This is a genomic window from Streptomyces albiaxialis, assembly GCF_039530985.1.
Lineage (GTDB): Bacteria > Actinomycetota > Actinomycetes > Streptomycetales > Streptomycetaceae > Streptomyces > Streptomyces albiaxialis.
The window spans coordinates 166,397-182,104 of record NZ_BAAAPE010000002.1; the positions used below are offsets into that span (position 1 = coordinate 166,397).

The 15,708-nt window shown below is 75.0% G+C and carries 18 protein-coding genes; 13 read left to right on the forward strand and 5 right to left on the reverse strand.

Going from position 1 to position 15,708, the window contains the following annotated elements; translation table 11 throughout:
- Positions 1–75 precede the first annotated feature (75 nt).
- Positions 76–915, forward strand: coding sequence for an SDR family oxidoreductase (locus ABD343_RS05740; RefSeq protein ID WP_344524716.1), 840 nt, complete (start codon positions 76–78; stop codon positions 913–915).
- 18 nt (positions 916–933) lie between these two features.
- Here ABD343_RS05740 and ABD343_RS05745 read toward each other — a convergent pair whose 3' ends face one another.
- Positions 934–1,155 (reverse strand): hypothetical protein, encoded by a 222-nt coding sequence (locus ABD343_RS05745; RefSeq protein ID WP_344524718.1) that lies wholly within the window; start codon positions 1,153–1,155, stop codon positions 934–936.
- A gap of 177 nt (positions 1,156–1,332) precedes the next feature.
- Between ABD343_RS05745 and ABD343_RS05750 the strand changes: the two genes are divergently transcribed.
- Entirely contained in the window at positions 1,333–2,016 is a 684-nt protein-coding gene (locus ABD343_RS05750; RefSeq protein WP_344524720.1) for a glycerophosphodiester phosphodiesterase, read from the forward strand.
- Here ABD343_RS05750 and ABD343_RS05755 read toward each other — a convergent pair.
- On the reverse strand, positions 2,000–2,569 hold the full coding sequence (locus ABD343_RS05755; protein ID WP_344524722.1) for a GNAT family N-acetyltransferase: 570 nt from the start codon (positions 2,567–2,569) through the stop codon (positions 2,000–2,002). The two genes, ABD343_RS05750 and ABD343_RS05755, sit on opposite strands and share 17 nt — an antisense overlap.
- A 44-nt stretch (positions 2,570–2,613) precedes the next feature.
- Between ABD343_RS05755 and ABD343_RS05760 the strand changes: the two genes are divergently transcribed.
- The 4 genes from ABD343_RS05760 (at position 2,614) to ABD343_RS05775 (ending at position 5,620) form a co-directional block, all read left to right on the forward strand.
- Positions 2,614–3,006, forward strand: a complete 393-nt coding sequence (locus ABD343_RS05760; protein WP_344524724.1) for a VOC family protein — start codon at positions 2,614–2,616, stop codon at positions 3,004–3,006.
- Between the two features lie 112 nt (positions 3,007–3,118).
- Positions 3,119–3,727: a DUF5134 domain-containing protein gene (locus tag ABD343_RS05765; RefSeq protein ID WP_344524726.1), complete on the forward strand. Its 609-nt coding sequence runs from the start codon at positions 3,119–3,121 to the stop codon at positions 3,725–3,727.
- A 91-nt stretch (positions 3,728–3,818) separates the two neighbouring features.
- Positions 3,819–4,757: a M56 family metallopeptidase gene (locus ABD343_RS05770; RefSeq protein ID WP_344524728.1), complete on the forward strand. Its 939-nt coding sequence runs from the start codon at positions 3,819–3,821 to the stop codon at positions 4,755–4,757.
- A 113-nt stretch (positions 4,758–4,870) separates the two neighbouring features.
- Positions 4,871–5,620: a phosphatase PAP2 family protein gene (locus ABD343_RS05775; protein ID WP_344524730.1), complete on the forward strand. Its 750-nt coding sequence runs from the start codon at positions 4,871–4,873 to the stop codon at positions 5,618–5,620.
- Here ABD343_RS05775 and ABD343_RS05780 read toward each other — a convergent pair.
- On the reverse strand, positions 5,509–6,306 hold the full coding sequence (locus ABD343_RS05780) for an SAM-dependent methyltransferase (protein WP_344524732.1): 798 nt from the start codon (positions 6,304–6,306) through the stop codon (positions 5,509–5,511). The genes ABD343_RS05775 and ABD343_RS05780 overlap by 112 nt on opposite strands.
- Positions 6,307–6,461: 155 nt before the next feature.
- Between ABD343_RS05780 and ABD343_RS05785 the strand changes: the two genes are divergently transcribed.
- Positions 6,462–7,214, forward strand: coding sequence for an HAD family hydrolase (locus ABD343_RS05785; protein WP_344524733.1), 753 nt, complete (start codon positions 6,462–6,464; stop codon positions 7,212–7,214).
- Between the two features lie 151 nt (positions 7,215–7,365).
- Positions 7,366–8,040 (forward strand): TetR/AcrR family transcriptional regulator, encoded by a 675-nt coding sequence (locus ABD343_RS05790; protein WP_344524734.1) that lies wholly within the window; start codon positions 7,366–7,368, stop codon positions 8,038–8,040.
- A 39-nt stretch (positions 8,041–8,079) separates the two neighbouring features.
- Here the strand turns inward: ABD343_RS05790 and ABD343_RS05795 are convergent, their stop codons facing one another.
- Complete coding sequence (locus ABD343_RS05795) at positions 8,080–8,649, reverse strand: DUF6214 family protein (protein ID WP_344524736.1); 570 nt, start codon at positions 8,647–8,649, stop codon at positions 8,080–8,082.
- A 315-nt stretch (positions 8,650–8,964) separates the two neighbouring features.
- On the opposite strand from ABD343_RS05795, the gene ABD343_RS05800 reads away from it, so the two are divergent.
- The 5 genes from ABD343_RS05800 (at position 8,965) to ABD343_RS05820 (ending at position 14,444) form a co-directional block, all read left to right on the forward strand.
- Positions 8,965–10,389 (forward strand): FAD-dependent oxidoreductase, encoded by a 1,425-nt coding sequence (locus tag ABD343_RS05800; protein ID WP_344524738.1) that lies wholly within the window; start codon positions 8,965–8,967, stop codon positions 10,387–10,389.
- Between the two features lie 157 nt (positions 10,390–10,546).
- The gene (locus ABD343_RS05805; RefSeq protein WP_344524740.1) at positions 10,547–11,656 is read left to right on the forward strand and encodes a WD40/YVTN/BNR-like repeat-containing protein; all 1,110 of its coding nucleotides are present in this window, start codon (positions 10,547–10,549) and stop codon (positions 11,654–11,656) included.
- Positions 11,657–11,693: 37 nt separating this feature from the next.
- The gene (locus ABD343_RS05810) at positions 11,694–12,371 is read left to right on the forward strand and encodes a uracil-DNA glycosylase (RefSeq protein WP_344524742.1); all 678 of its coding nucleotides are present in this window, start codon (positions 11,694–11,696) and stop codon (positions 12,369–12,371) included.
- On the forward strand, positions 12,368–13,384 hold the full coding sequence (locus ABD343_RS05815; RefSeq protein WP_344524744.1) for an N-acetylglucosamine kinase: 1,017 nt from the start codon (positions 12,368–12,370) through the stop codon (positions 13,382–13,384). The genes ABD343_RS05810 and ABD343_RS05815 overlap by 4 nt, the downstream gene beginning before the upstream one ends.
- Positions 13,385–13,493: 109 nt before the next feature.
- Entirely contained in the window at positions 13,494–14,444 is a 951-nt protein-coding gene (locus tag ABD343_RS05820; protein ID WP_344524746.1) for a sirohydrochlorin chelatase, read from the forward strand.
- Between the two features lie 111 nt (positions 14,445–14,555).
- Here ABD343_RS05820 and ABD343_RS05825 read toward each other — a convergent pair whose 3' ends face one another.
- Entirely contained in the window at positions 14,556–15,620 is a 1,065-nt protein-coding gene (locus ABD343_RS05825; protein WP_344524748.1) for a lactonase family protein, read from the reverse strand.
- Between the last annotated feature and the right edge of the window lie 88 nt (positions 15,621–15,708).

A 15,708-nucleotide genomic window follows, 5' to 3' on the forward strand; every position in this document is an offset into this window, starting at 1 on the left:
AGGTATGTCCTTACCAAGAGTTAGCTCCGCTCCTAGCGTGAGTGCCTCCACAGGACGAGCGACAAGGAGCTGACCATGATCGTGGTGACCGGGGCCACCGGGAACATCGGACACCCGCTGACACGGGCGCTGACCGAGGCGGGCGAGCGGGTGACGACGGTGTCACGGCACACGGCGGCGGTGCCGGACGGCGTCCGCCACGTGGTGGCCGACCTGGCCGGACCGACGGGCCTCAAGCCCGCCCTGGACGGGGCCGATGCGCTGTTCCTGCTGCTCTCCGGGGACCTGCACGCGGCCGGGGCCGACCCCGCCGCCCTCGTCCGCGAGGCCGTGGACGGCGGGGTCCGCCGGATCGTCCTGCTCTCCACGCTGGGCGTGGTGACCAGGCCCTTCGGTACGACGCGGGTCGCGATGCGCGCGCTGGAGGACACGGTGCGGGAGACCGCGCCGGAGTGGGCCGTCCTGCGGCCGGGCGGCTTCGCCTCCAACGCCCTGTGGTGGGCCGAGTCCGTCCGCGCGCGGCGGACCGTCGCCGCGCCGTTCGGCGACACGGGGGTGCCCGTCATCGACCCGGCGGACATCGCCGAGGTCGCGGCGGCCTGCCTGCTGGAGGACGGCCACACCGGCGTCGCGTACGAGCTGACCGGCCCGGAGGTGATCACCCCGCGCGGGCAGACGGAGGCCCTCGCCGCCGCGCTGGGCTCGCCGGTGGACTTCCACGAGCTGACCCGCGACGAGGCCAGGGACGCCATGGCCCGGAGCATGCCGGCCGAGCTGGCCGACGACACCCTGGACATCCTCGGCGCCCCCCGCCCGGCCGAGCAGCGCGTCAGCCCGGACGTCCAGCGGGTCCTGGGCCGCGCCCCGCGCCCGTTCGCCGACTGGGCCGCCCGTAACGCCGACGCGTTCCGCTGAGCCCGCCCGGGACCGCGGTCAGGACTCGCCGCCGGGAGCCGTGCCCCAGGAGTAGGGGCCGCCGCCGCGCCACTCGAAGACGTCGGTGTCCTCGAAGGCCCCGGCGGCGGCGCCGAGCCCGGCCCGTTCGAGCAGGTCCATCACCTCGTACAGGCCGAAGGCACGGCCGAGGTCCGTTCCGTCCAGGCGTACGCGGCGTCCGCCCTCGTCGTCGGTCGGGTACACGATGATCGCGGCCATGGCCCCACCGTCCCCCGGGCCCGCGCCGTCCGCATCCGCAGCCGCCGCGGATGCGGACGGCCCGTGCTCGCTCGCCCGGGCATGCGGGCGCGGCAGCCGGGCGTACGGGGGCCGCGCCCGGCGCCGCTACCCTTGCGGTGCCTCAGGACCGTCACCGCAGGAAAGCGAGAGCGCACCGTGCCACTGCTCACCGTCGGACACCGCGGGGTCATGGGCGTCGAGCCCGAGAACACCCTCCGCTCCTTCGTCCGCGCCGAACGCGAAGGGCTCGACGTCATCGAGCTCGACCTGCACCTCAGCAAGGACGGCGAGCTGGTGGTGATGCACGACGCCGACGTCGCGCGGACGACCGACGGCACCGGTCCGATCGGCGAGTTCACCCTCGCCGAGCTGCGCGAGCTGGACGCGGGCGAGGGCGAGCGGATCCCCGTCTTCGAGGAGGTCGTGGACGCGGTGTCCAAGCCGCTCCAGGCCGAGATCAAGGACCGCGCGGCGGCGCGCGTCCTCGCCGGGGTGATCGAGAAGCGCGGCCTCCACGACCGCGTCACCGTGATCTCCTTCCACGTCGAGGCGCTGCGCGAGACCCGCTCGCTGCTGCCCGGCCTCCCGCTGGTGCTCGTCGCGGGCAAGTCCTCGCCGACGGCGCCGGAGCGCGCTCAGGAGCTGGGCGCGGGCATGGTCTCGCTGGAGCTGTGCCACATCGACGAGGACATCGTCGCCCGCTGCCACAAGGCCGGGATCAAGGTCATCACCTGGACGGTCAACACCGACGAGGACCTCGCCCGCGTGCGCGAGCTGAACCTCGACGGAGTCGTGACCGACATGCCGGGCATCCGCCGGGCGGTCAGCTCAGCGGCTTGACCAGCAGTTCGAAGGCCAGGTCGGCGCGCTGCGGGATGCCGAAGCGCTCGTCGCCGTACGGGAAGGGGCTGAGCTGTCCCGTACGGGTGTAGCCGCGGCGCACGTACCAGGCGATCAGGTCCTCGCGCTGCTTGATGACCTGCATCTGCATCTCGGTCGCGCCCCACTGCTCGCGCGCCGTCCGCTCGGCCTCCTCCAGCACCGCGCGCCCCAGGCCGCCGCCCTGGAGACCGGGCTTGACGGCGAACATGCCGAAGTACGCGTGCGCGCCCTTGTGTTCGAGCTGGCAGCAGGCGACCGTGCCGCCGTCGCGCTCGACCACGAGCATGAGGCTCTTGGGGTCCTTGACCACGGCGGCCACCCCCTCGGGGTCGGTCCGCTGCCCCTCCAGCAGGTCGGCCTCGGTGGTCCAGCCCGCGCGGCTCGAATCGCCCCGGTAGGCCGACTCGACCAGGGCCGTCAGCGCGGGGATGTCGCTCTCCACGGCTGTCCTGAAGGTGAGGCGGGTGCTGTCGTGCCTGTCGTGCGGGTGCTCCCGCGTGGTGTCGGTCATGCTCACCGAGCCTAGCGCCGGTGTCCGGCACTACAGTCCGGAGGATGGTGCACGTACTGAGCAGCCGGACACTGCTGCGGCCCACCGACCCCGAGCGGACCCGCGCCTTCTACGGGGAGGCGCTCGGTCTCCAGATCGCCCGCGAGTTCGGCACGGGGCCCGAGCGGGGGACCGTCTACTTCCTGGGCGGCGGCTTCCTGGAGGTCTCGGGCCGCTCCGAGCGGCCCCCGGCCCCGGGGCTCCAGCTCTGGTTCCAGGTCGCCGACGCCGCGGCGGCGCACGAGGAACTGGCGGCGGCCGGGGTCACGGTGCTGCGCCCTCCGGTCAAGGAGCCCTGGGGGCTGGTCGAGATGTGGATCGCGGACCCGGACGGGGTGCGCATCTGCGTCGTACAGGTTCCCGACGACCACCCCCTGCGCTACCGGCCCGGAATCTGAGCCACCGCCCGGCGGCGCGGTGCTCCCCCGCCGCTCCCGTGCGCTCCCGTATGCGCGCGTGCCCGGGGTACCCGGGGGCACCCTTCCCGTGGGACGAGCGGGGAGGTGGGCGATGCACGGCCCTGCCACGGTCGGCTGGCTGCTCGTGGCGCTCTGCGCGGCGACGGGCGCCTGCTGCGCGCTGCGGGCGAGGGGCACGACCGGCACGCGGCGGGAAGAGGCCGTCAGCGAGGCCCTGATGTGCCTCGGCATGACGGTGATGGCGCTGCCCGACTCCCCGTTCTGGTCCCCGTCCTCCCCCGTTCCCACGGGGCTGTACGTGACGGTCTTCGGCGCGGTGGCGGCGTGGGAGCTGCGTCTGCTCCGCGCGCACCGCGGCCACGAGGGGGCGCACGCCGCCCATCTGCACCACGCCGTGGGCGCGTTGGCGATGGTCTACATGGCGGCGGCGATGGCCGCCGCCCCCGGACACGCGCACGGGGGCGTACACGGGGGCGTGCACAGCAGCGCGGCGGCGGGGCTCCCGCTGCTGACGGGGGCGCTGCTCGTGTACTTCGCGTTCTACGTCCTGCGTTCCGGCGCCCGCCTCATGCCCGGGGGCGGCGGCGCGCCGGGCGAGGGCGGCGGGGCCGGGGCCGGGGTGCTGCGGCAGCCCGGAGTGGTGGCGGGCGTCCGGCTGGCCATGGGCACGGGGATGTTCGCGATGCTGCTGACCCTGTAGGGCCCCGGCGCGGGCGGCACGGCAGTGAGCCGCGTCACTTCTGTGTCAAGGGGCGTACCGCGCCGTCCCCGTGGACTTCTAGGCTGTGGCCATGATGGTGCCGCTCGCGCTGATGCTGCTTGCCCTGCTGGCCGCGGGTCTGGCACCACGCGTACTGACCCGCAGTTCGTGGCCCGACCGGGAGCCCGTGCTCGCGCTCTGGGTCTGGCAGTGCGTGGTCGGTGCCGTGCTGCTCTGCTGCCTCCTCGCGATGGCGCTCTCCGGCGCCGCGGCCTTCCAGGTGGTGCGCAACCACGTCTTCGCCCCGGCCCCGCGCGGCGTCGTCGAGGCGTACGGGCTCGGCGCCGACTCCTCCTGGGCCGCCGCGCTGGCCCTGCTGCTCGCGTGCGGTGGCGCGTGGACGGGCGCGATGCTGCTGCGCGAGGTGCGCGACGCGCGGGCGCGACGCCGCAGGCGCCGCGCCGACCTGCGCGAGCGCGCGCCCCGGCTGCCCGGCGAGGAGCCCTCGTCCGGCGACCGGCTGGTGGTGCTGGAGGGCGAGAAGCCGGACGCCTGGTGGCTGCCGGGCGCCGCGCCGCAGCTCGTCATCACGACGGCCGCGCTGCGGCGGCTCAAGGGCCGTCAGCTCGACGCGGTCCTGGAGCACGAGCAGGGCCACGCGCGGGCCCGGCACGACTGGCTGCTGCACTGCTCGGGGGCCCTCGCGGGCGGCTTCCCCCGGATCCCGGTCTTCGCGGCCTTCCACGACCAGGTGCACCGGCTGGTCGAACTGGCCGCCGACGACGTCGCCTCGCGGCGCTACGGGCGGCTGACGATCGCCCTCGCGCTGGTCGAACTCAACGAGGACCGGGGCGTGTTCGGCCCCTGCCCGACCCCGCTGGCGCAGGTGCCGCAGCGCGTGCACCGGCTGCTCTCGCCGGGTCCGCGCTTCACCGTGGGCCGCAGGCTGCGGCTGACGGCGATCGCCGCGCTGGTGCCGCTCGTTCCCCTGCTGGTGGCCTTCGGCCCCGGGCTGTCCGCGCTGCACTGAGGGCCCTCCGTGCTGCACTGAGGTGTGGCCGCACCGCACCGGCCGACCGGCCGGAAGCGCCGCGTCCGGCCCGGGTCTGTGCCCCGGCCCCCGCTCCGGGTGATGATCGGGGCATGCACCGTCTGCCCCCGCCCGGCTCTCCCCCGCTCCGGGCCGCGACGGCCCTCGGGGCCCTCGCCGTCGTCCTCCTGTTCCTCGTCACGGCGGACTGGAGGCCCCTGATCTCGCTCGACCGGAGTGTGGCCAGGGGGCTGCACCGCGCGGCGCTGGACCATCCGTTCTGGACGCACGTGAACAGGATCCTGACGGACTGGGTGTGGGACCCCTGGACCATGCGCCTGCTGCTCGCGCTGGTGGTCCTGTGGCTGCTGTGGCGCGGCGACCGGATCGTCGCGCTCTGGATCGCCGCCACGGCCGCCGTCACGACGGCCGTGCAGCAGGGCCTCAAGGCCGCGGTCGGCCGCGACCGCCCGGTGTGGGAACGCCCCGTGGACTCGGCGGAGTACGCCGCGATGCCGTCCGGCCACGTCATGACGGCCGCCGCGACCTGCGTCCTGCTGCTGTGGCTGGCGCACGGGTACGGCGTGCGGGGCGCCCCCTGGCGGGCCGCGCTCGCCGTCGCGGCGGTGTCGGTCGCCGGTGTCGCCTTCACCCGCGTCTGGACGGGCGTGCACTGGCTGACCGACACCCTCGTGGGCGGCCTCCTGGGCCTCGCGCTGCCCCTGGCCGCCCTCGCCGCCGGGTCCGCGCACTACGACTTGCGGGCCAGGCCCCCGAAGACGGCCACCTCGTCCGGCTCGTCGAGCAGCGCCTCGGGCCGCCAGCGGGGGCAGGACACGACGCCGGGCTCCAGCAGCTCGTAGCCGTCGAAGAAGCGCGCGATCCGCTCGGGGCCGCGCGGCGTGTACGGCACGGCGCCCGACTTCGCGTTGAAGCCCTCGATGGCCTTCACGTACGCGGGGTCGGTGTCCGAGCCGTCGTTGAGCCCGAGGAAGCTGCCCGGCGGGAGGGCGTCCATCAGCGTGCGGATGATCGCGTGGCACTCGTCGTCGTCGGCGACCAGGCCGAGGATGCCCATGAGCATCAGCCCGACGGGCCTGTCCAGGTCGAGCGTTCTGGCCGCCTCGCGCAGGATCCGGCCGGGGTCGCGGACGTCGGCGTCGATGTACGCGGTCGCGCCCTCGGGCGTGCTGGTGAGCAGGGCGTGGGCGTGCGCGAGGACGAGCGGGTCGTTGTCGACGTAGACGACGCGGCAGTCCGGGGAGACGCGCTGGGCGATCTCGTGGGTGTTGTCGTGGGTGGGCAGTCCGGTGCCGATGTCGAGGAACTGCCGTATGCCCTCGCGCTCGGCGAGGTGGCGGACCACACGGCCGATGAAGACCCGCGAGTGCCGGGTGATGTCGACCATGCCGGGGAAGACGGCCAGCACGTTGTCGCCCGCGGCGCGGTCGACGGCGTAGTTGTCCTTGCCGCCCAGCAGGTAGTTCCAGATCCGTGCCGAGTGCGGCACGGAGGTGTCGATTCCCGGCGGTCCCAGCTCGTCGCTCATGCGCTCCCCTGCCCTGTGTCGCTCCCGCGGCGGCCGTGCCGCTGTCGTCCCACAACGTAGCGCCCGCACGGGCGGAGGGGGACGGCGCGGTGGCCGGATCCGGCTGCCGAACACCCGGTGGCGAGGGCGCAGTTCGGGCGTGGAATACTTTGATCATGAACGTTGCGGCAGACGGGACCGGTGCGCCGGACGGCGCGGGGACGTACGCCGGGGTCCTGTTCGACTTCTCGGGCACCCTGCTGCGCATCGAGCCGGCCGAGAGCTGGCTGGGCGCGGTGCTCGACGAGGCGGGCGTCGCGCTGCCGCCGGAGGAGCTCGCCGCGACCGTGCGGCGGCTGGAGGAGGCGGGCGCGCTCCCGGGCGGGCCGTCGCCCCGCTCCGTCCCCGGCGAGCTGCGCGAGCTGTGGGCGCACCGCGACCGCAGCGCCGAGGAGCACCGCGCGGCCTACACCGGGCTCGCCCGCCAGGTTCCGCTCCCCCGCCCCGGCCTCCACGAGGCGCTGTACGAGCGGCACACGACGCCCGAGGCCTGGCGGCCGTATCCGGACACGGCCGAGGTGCTGGGCGCGCTCGCGGAGCGGGGTGTCCCTGTGGCCGTGGTGAGCAACATCGGCTGGGACCTGCGCCCGGTCTTCCGCGCCCACGGGCTGGACCCGCTGGTCGGTGCGTACGTGCTCTCGTACGAGCACGGCGTGCAGAAGCCCGATCCCCGGCTCTTCGCTCTCGGCTGCGAGAAGCTGGGGCTGGCGCCGGAGGAGGTGCTGATGGTCGGCGACGACGCGCGGGCCGACGGGGGCGCGGTGGCGCTGGGCTGCGGCTTCCTCCAGGTGGCCCACCTGCCCCTCGCCGAGCGGCCCGACGGGCTCCGTCCGGTGCTCGGGCGGGCTCGAACAGGTGGGATAGCCTGAGCCGTCTCCGTACTGCGCCGATACCGGGACGATCCCCCGCGTCGCCCCGATATCGGCCGTCTTGCCGGACGCACGCACTCACACGGTGAGGCCCGCCCGAAGCCGGTGCTGAGTATATTGGCTGCCAGCCAGTCAACGCAGGAGTTACAGCATGTCCCCCCGGAGCGCATCGGTCAATGAAGAGTTGCGCCGACGCTCGCGCGAACGGCTCCTCCAGGCGACCGTCGAGCTGGTGGCCGAACGCGGCTACGACGCGACGACGCTGGGTGATATCGCCGACCGCGCGGGCTCCGCGCGCGGCCTGATCTCGTACTACTTCCCGGGCAAGCGGCAGTTGTTCCAGTCGGCCGTCCACCGGCTGATGCATCTGACGCTCGCCGAGGGCCTGGAGCGCGGCGGCCCCGTGCCGGAGGGGCAGCTCGGCGGGCAGGAGACGCTGGCCCGCGCCATCGACGCGATCCTGGGCCTGGCCCGCGACCACCCCGTGCTGATGCGCGCCCACATGGCCGGAATCCTCCAGCAGGAGGGGTTCGTGCAGTGCGACGAGCAGCAGCGGCTCGCCGCCCTGCTGCGCGGCGCCGTCACGCGCTACGGCTCGCCCGACCCGGACACCGACTACCCCCTGCTGCGTGCCCTGCTGATGGGCGCCGTCGTCGCCGTGCTGCTGCCGGGCATCCCGATGCCGCTGGAGCGGCTGCGCGCCGAGCTGTTCGCCCGCTACGGGCTCGCGTGGGAACTGGGCGCCCCGCCCGGCGACGCCCCGCCCCCGGACGGGACGCGGTCGCTCGCGCCGCTCCATCTGAGCGGCCGCCCGGCCGGGCGGTAGCGGCGGGCCGGCGCGCGTCCGGCCGGGCTCACGGGCGCGTCAGCGGCGCGCGTGGCGGGGCGCGAGGTAGCCCTCGTCGCGGGCGCTGGCGATGATCCTCAGGGACTTGCGGCGGCTCATGCCCGTCGCGCACATCACCGCGAGCACCGGGTCCTGGCCCTCCTCCTGGGCCGCGAGGTACGCCTCGGCGGCGACGCGGCGCCCCGCCGTGCCCCGAGGCCAGGCGGGGCGGGCCCGGCGCTTGGCGGGCTCCTCGGGCCCGGGCTCCGGGCGGTGGCGGAACGAGCGCGGATCGGTGCCCCCGTATCCGGTGCCGCCCGCTGCGTGCTGGTCGAGCACCACACGGCAGGCGTCCTCCAGCGGCTCGGAGATCCAGCCCGCGAGGGTCGCGAAGCCGTGCAGGGGCAGGGCGGGCTCGGCGCGCATGTCCTCGATGGTGACCTGGCCGTCGGCGACGGCGGCCAGGATGTCGATCCGGGAGCCGTCGGAGAAGGTCAGCCGGACGTTGAACCACGGGGGCAGGAGGTCGGGCGCGCCGCCGGGGCGGCCCGCCCAGTCGGGGTCGGGGGTGGCCGTGCCGTATCCCTGGAGTTCCCACAGGGGCCACACCGATACAGATCCATTCGGAGGATTCAGGTAGTTCGAGGAGTAAAGGGAACTTTCCGACACGGCGGCACCGTACCGCCGCTTCCGCGCCGCTCCGCGTGACACACACCGGTGGGGGAACAACGCACCCCGATAGCGGGCCGCGCGGAACGCCGTGTTGCCACGCGTACGAGCCCGCCTCCCCGTCCGTACGGCGCGGGCTCCGGCCGGAGGGGCGCCCAGGGGCCCGTGAGGCGCGAGGAGTTCGTGCGGGCGCCACCCTCCCGGCGCCCGCGCTCCGGTGCGATCCTGGAACTCCCGGCGGGAAGGAGCGCCTCCGTGCCAGCCCACCGACATCAGCAGGACCGCCTCCGCGTGGCCGTGGTCGGCGCCGGACCGAGCGGTGTGTACGCGGCGCAGGGCCTGGTCCGCGACGGGACCGGCCCGGCCGTGGACGTGGACGTCCTGGACCGGCTGCCCTGTCCCTACGGCCTGGTGCGGTACGGCGTGGCGCCGGACCACGAGAAGATCAAGTCTCTGCAGAACACCCTGCGTTCGGTGCTGGAGCACCCCCGGATCCGCTTCCTGGGGAACGTGGAGGTGGGCGCGGGCGGAGTGCCGCCCGACGCGCTCCTGCGGGCGTACCACGCGGTGGTCTACTGCGTGGGCGCCGCCACCGACCGACGGCTCGGGATCCCCGGCGAGGACCTGCGCGGCAGCCACTCGGCGACGGACTTCGTGTCCTGGTACAGCGCGCATCCGGACGCGGCGGCCGACGGCTTCACGCTCGGCGTGCGCGCGGCCGTCGTGATCGGAGTCGGCAACGTCGCGGTGGACGTCGCGCGGGTGCTGGCGCGCGGCGCCGAAGAGCTGCGCCCGACGGACATGCCGCAGCCCGCGCTGGAGAGCCTGGCCCGCTCCACCGTCACCGGCGTGACGATGGTGGGGCGGCGGGGGCCCTCGCAGGCGAAGTTCACCACCAAGGAGCTGCGGGAGCTGGGCACGCTGCCGGACGCGGAGACGCGCGTACGGGAGGACGAGCTGAGCCTCGACCCCGGCTACCGCGACCCGGACGGGCTGCCCTCGGCGGTACGGCGCAACGTGACCGTGCTGCGGGGGTGGGCGGAGGCGCAGGCGGCGGCCCAGGCGGAGACACAGGCGGCGGGCGGGGCCGGTCGCGCGGCGCGGACCCGCGCGCTCACGCTCCGCTTCTACCTGCGCCCCGTGGAGATCCTGGACGACGGCGCGGGCGCCGTGCGCGGCGTGCGCTTCGAGCGGACGGCACCCGACGGCGAGGGCGGCGTGACCGGCACGGGCACGTACGAGGAGATCGAGGCGCAGCTCGTGCTGCGCTCGGTCGGATACCACGGAGTGCCCCTGGAGGGGCTCCCGTTCGACGCCCGCTCGGGCACGGTGCCGCACACGGCGGGCCGGGTCCTGCGGGACGGCGCACGCTCGCCCGGGGAGTACGTCGCGGGGTGGATCAAGCGCGGGCCCACGGGAGTGATCGGCACCAACAGGCCGTGCGCGAAGGAGACGGTGGGCTCGCTGCTGGAGGACGCGGACGCGCTGCTGGGCGCCCGGGGACCGCTGGCGGACGACCCGCTCGACGTGCTGCGCGCCGCCGGACTGCGCCCGGTGGAGTGGGGCGGCTGGCTCGGCATCGAGGCGGCCGAGGCCGACCTCGGGCGGCGGCTGGAGCGGCCGACGGTCAAGATCCCGGACTGGGACGGCCTGCTCACGGCCGCGGACCTGCCGGACTGAGCCGCCCGGGGGCGTCCACGCGGCGTCACGGCCTCCGCGAGGTGTCCGCCGACAAGGGGTCTGAGCTGCGGTGACGCGCGTCGCGGGGGCGACTGTCAGTGGCGGGGTGCAGACTGAGCGGTACTTCGGACAACGACGTCTTGAGACGGTGATCTGCATGGCGGACGTACTGCTCGCTGTAGGCACGAGAAAGGGCCTGTTCCTCGCGCGGCGGCCGGTGGAGCGGCGGCACGAAGGGGGCTGGGAGTTCACGGGCCCGCACTTCAACGCACAGGCCATCTACGCGATCGGGATCGACCGGCGCGGCACGGGCGCTCCCAGGATCCTGGCGGGCGGGGACAGCGCCCACTGGGGCCCCTCGGTCTTCCACTCGGACGATCTGGGCGAGACCTGGACCGAGCCCACGAAGGCGCCGGTCAGGTATCCCGAGGACACGGGCACCTCGCTGGAGCGCGTCTGGCAGTTGCAGCCGGGCGGCGAGTCCGAGCCCGGTGTGGTGTACGCGGGCACGGAGCCCGGCGGTCTCTTCCGGTCGGAGGACGGCGGGGAGTCCTTCGAGCTGGTCCGCTCCCTGTGGGAGCACCCCACCCGCGCGGAGTGGGCACCGGGCGGCGGCGGGCTCGGGCTGCACACGGTGCTGGTGGACCCGCGCGACGCCCGGGTGGTGACGGTCGCGGTCTCGACGGGCGGCGTGTACCGCACGGCGGACGGCGGCAAGAGCTGGGACCCGGCCAACCGGGGCGTCTCCGCGGTCTTCCTCCCGGAGGGCCAGCAGTATCCGGAGTACGGCCAGTGCGTGCACAAGGTCGCGCGGGACGCGGAGGACCCCGACCGGTTCTATCTCCAGAACCACTGGGGCGTCTTCCGCAGCGACGACAACGCGGCGAGCTGGACCTCGATCGGCGACAGCCTGCCCTCGGACTTCGGCTTCCCCGTCGCGGCCCACCCCCGGCGCGGCGGCGTCGCGTATCTCTTCCCGCTCAACGCGGACGCGGACCGGGTGCCCGCGGGCCGGCACTGCCGGGTGCACCGGACGGAGGACGCGGGCCGGACGTGGCAGCCGCTGGAGACCGGCCTGCCGCAGGAGGCGCACTACGGCCCGGTGCTCCGCGACGCCCTGTGGACGGACGACGCGGACCCCGCGGGCATCTATTTCGGGAATCGGAACGGGGAGGTGTTCGCCAGCGCCGACGAGGGCGAGTCGTGGCGGCAGTTGGCCTCGCATCTGCCCGATGTGCTCTGCGTGCGGGCGGCGGTGATCGACTGACCGCGCGAGCCCGGTTGAGCCAGTAGAGTGACGGCTCGTGGCTGCACGACCGTTGAACGAAATCGTCGAACCGGGCTGGGCCAAGGCACTGGAGCCGGTCGCTGAACGCGTCGCCGCGATGGGCGACTTCCTCCGCGCGGAGATCGCCGAGGGCAGAACGTATCTGCCCTCGGGGGCGAACGTGCTGCGGGCGTTCCAGCAGCCCTTCGATGAGGTGCGCGTCCTCATCGTGGGGCAGGACCCCTATCCGACGCCCGGCCATGCCGTGGGGCTGTCCTTCTCCGTGGCGCCCGAGGTGCGCCCGCTGCCGGGCAGCCTGGAGAACATCTACCGGGAGATGCACAACGACCTGGGTCTCCCCCGTCCCTCCAACGGGGATCTGACGCCCTGGACGCGCCAGGGCGTGCTGCTGCTCAACAGGGCGCTGACCACCGCGCCCCGCAAGCCCGCGGCGCACCGGGGCAAGGGCTGGGAAGAGGTCACCGAGCAGGCGATCCGGGCGCTCGCGGCGCGCGGCAAGCCGCTGGTCTCGATCCTGTGGGGGCGGGACGCGCGCAATCTGCGCCCGCTGCTGGGCGAGCTGCCCTCGGTGGAGTCCTCGCACCCCTCCCCCATGTCGGCGGACCGGGGCTTCTTCGGCTCGCGCCCCTTCAGCCGTACGAACGAGCTGCTGGCGCGGCAGGGCGCCGAGCCCGTGGACTGGCGCCTTCCGTGAGCGCCGGGCGCGACGCGCGCTGGGTGCTCGGGGTCGATTCGGGCGGCTCCGGGCTCCGGGTGGCGCTCGCGCGCGCGGGCGGCCCCGGGCCCGCCGGGCGGGCGGGCGTCGTCACGTCCGCGGAGCCGGTGCGTACGGGCCCGTCGGGGATCGACGCGGCGCACATGGCGGAGCTGCTGGAGCCCGCCGTCCGGGAGCTACTGGACCGGGCCGGGGCCGGCGGAGGCCTCGGGGCGGTCTGCGTGGGCGCGACGGGGATGGCCTCGCTCGGCGACGACCTGCGGGCGGGTCTGCCGTCGTTCCTGCGCGGGACATTCGGCGTACGGCGGCTCGCGCTGGCCGCCGACGGCGTGACGGCGTACGCGGGCGCCCTGGGCGAACGGCCCGGGGCCGTCGTGGTGGCGGGCACCGGGCTGATCGCGATGGGCACCGACCTGCGCTCCTGGGACCGCGCCGACGGCTGGGGGCATCTGCTGGGCGACTGCGGCGGCGGGGCCTGGATCGGCCGGGCGGGACTGGAGGCCGCGATGCGCGCGTTCGACGGCCGCGAGGGCGGCTCGGAGGTGCTGCGCAAGTGCGCGGAGGAGGCGTTCGGCGGCGCGCTCGGCGGCCTGCCCGGGCAGCTCTATCCGCGCACGGACCGTCCCGCCGTGCTCGCCTCCTTCGCGCCCGAGGTGGCCCTCTCCGCGGCCGAGGACCCGGTGGCGGAGGGCATCCTGCGCGAGGCGGCGCGGGAGATCGCGCGGAGCGCCGCGGCGGTCTGTCCCGCGCCCGGCGGGCGCCTGGAGGGGACGGTGCCGGGACTCGCGCTGACCGGTGGGCTGTTCCGGCTGGGGGAGCCGTTGACGGGGCCCGTGCGTGAGGCGCTGGCGGCGCGGCTGCCGGACGTGCCCGTCGTGGAGCCCGCGGGCGACCCGCTGGACGGCGCCGTGGTGATCGCGGCACGTCTGGCCTCGGACGATCTCGTACTGCCGTCCGAACCGAGGCTGCTGCACCTCGTGAACGCCGTTTAACAGAATCAGCCAAAATCGGTCACACTTCGGCCGGTGCGAATCAGGACATATGCGCCTGGTCTCCCCCGGCCGAACAGCCAAGCCCATCAAGGCATTAGCATGCGGGCGCATGAGCTCCCCCACAGGGCCGGACAATGGTCTGCCCGTACGAATGCCGCGTCCACGCCAGCCCGGACGGCACCGCCGACCGGAGCCCGTCGTTGCCCCCGAGAACGCGCCCGCGCTGGTGCTGGCGGTTCCCGGTACGCCGTCCAGTGCCACCCGCGGCCTGGCCGAGGAGACTCTGAGCATCGCCCGCTCGGAGCTGCCCGGCCTGGACGCGCGCATCGGTTTCGCGGACGGCGACGACGAGGAGTTCCCGTCGCTGGGGTCGGCGCTCACCCAGGCGGTCGCCGACCGCGCCGCACGGCGCCGCGGTCCCGTCGCGCCGGACGTCACGCCGGACGGGGAGGCCCCCGCCGAGGCGGCCGAGGACGACTCCCTGCCCGCCGTCGTGGTGCCGCTCCTCGCCGGGCCGAACCCCGCGCTGATGCGCCGCATACGGCAGGAGGTGCTCAACAGCGCCACCGGCGCCGAGCTGACCGACGTGCTCGGCCCGCACCCGCTGCTGGCCGAGGGCGTGCACGTCAAGCTCTCCGAGGCGGGTCTCGCGCGCGCCGACCGGGCGCGGCTGTTCACCGTCGCGACCGCCGCCGACGGCATCGTGCTCGCCACCGTGGGCGGCGAGGACGCGGTGCAGGCGGCCGGGATCACCGGCATGCTGCTGGCCGCGCGGCTGGCCGTCCCGGTGCTCGCCGCAGGACTCGACGAGGAGGGCGCGGTCGCGCGTACCGCCGAGCAGCTCCACGGCTCGGGCTCGCAGCAGCTCGCGGTGGCGCCGTGCCTGATCGGTCCCGAGATCCCGGAGGGCCTGCTGGAGGCGGCGGCCAAGGAGGCGGGCTGCTCGACGGCCGAGCCGCTCGGCGCCTACCCGGCGGTGGGCAAGCTGGTGGCGTCGACGTACGCGGCCAAGATCGGTATCGCCCAGCAGCAGGCGCCCCAGGGCATGCCCGCGCGCTGACCCCCCGGTACCGGGCCTCGCCGCGCAGGTGTCACCGCCCCCTCGCACTCCCCCTTTCGGGTTCTTGTTCCCCGGGGTGCGAGGGGGCGCCCGCGTCCGGGCCCGGAATGCTCAGCCGAAGACCACGTTGCTGACCGCCGGGGCGTCGAGCCTGCCCGTGGCGCGCGGTACGCCCGTCTCGGGATCGACGGTGAACCAGGTGACGTCGCCCGAGCGCTCGTTGGCCGCGTAGAGCCAGCGGCCCGAGGGGTGGACGGCCAGGTCGCGCGGCCAGTGGCCGCCGCAGGGCACGGTGGTGACGAACTCCGGCAGCCCTTCGCCGTCCTCCAGCGCGAGCACGGCGACGCTGTCGTCGCCCCGGTTGGCCGCCCAGGCGAAGCGGCCGTCGGGGGAAAGGGCCAGCGCGGACGGGAAGTTGCCCTCCCCGGCCGCCTCCAGCGGGAGCGTGCGGGTCTCGCCGCGCGGTTCGAGGACGCCCGCGTCCGCGTCCCAGCGGCACGTGGTGACCGTCGAGTCCAGCTCGTTGATGACGTACGCACGGTGCGGGACGCCGGGGCGGAACGCCAGGTGGCGCGGGCCGCTTCCGGGGCGCAGGGCCGTCTCGCCGTGCGGGCGCGGGCCCGCCTCGGTGTCCCGCAGGTCGTAGGTCCACACCGAGTCGGTGCCCAGGTCCACGGAGAGCAGCCACTGTCCGGACGGGTCGGGGACGACGGCGTGGGCGTGCGGGCCCTCCTGGCGTTCGGCGTTGGGGCCCGAGCCCTTGTGGGCGTGGGTGTACGGGCCCGCGTCGAGGGCGCCGTCGGCGCGGACGCGGAGGGCGCTGACCGTGCCGGAGACGTAGTTCGCGGTGAAGAGCCGCCCGGCGGCGAGGGCGAGATGGGTGGGTCCGTCGCCGTCCACGGGCACCGGGGCGCCGAGCGGTTCGGGCGGTCCCGGCGCTTCCGTGCCGCGCGTCGCGAGCGCCGCCGCGGCGCCGGGCTCGGTCTCGCTGACCGCGTAGAGGTACGCGCCGCCGGGCGCGAGCGTGAGGTACGAGGGGTCGGGCACCGCGTCCGTGTGCCGTGGCGCGGAGAGCGCGCCGGTCTCCGTGTCGACGCGCACGGCGGTGATGCCGTGGCCTCCCGCCGAGGTGAAGGAGCCGAGAAACGCCCGCTGCTCGCCGTCCGTGCCGCTCACCGCGCCGTCCTTTCGCCGTGCCGTCGGGGATGTGCCGTCAGGGGTCCTGACGGTAACAGGAGGTCTGGACCTCTCCTCATGCCCCGCG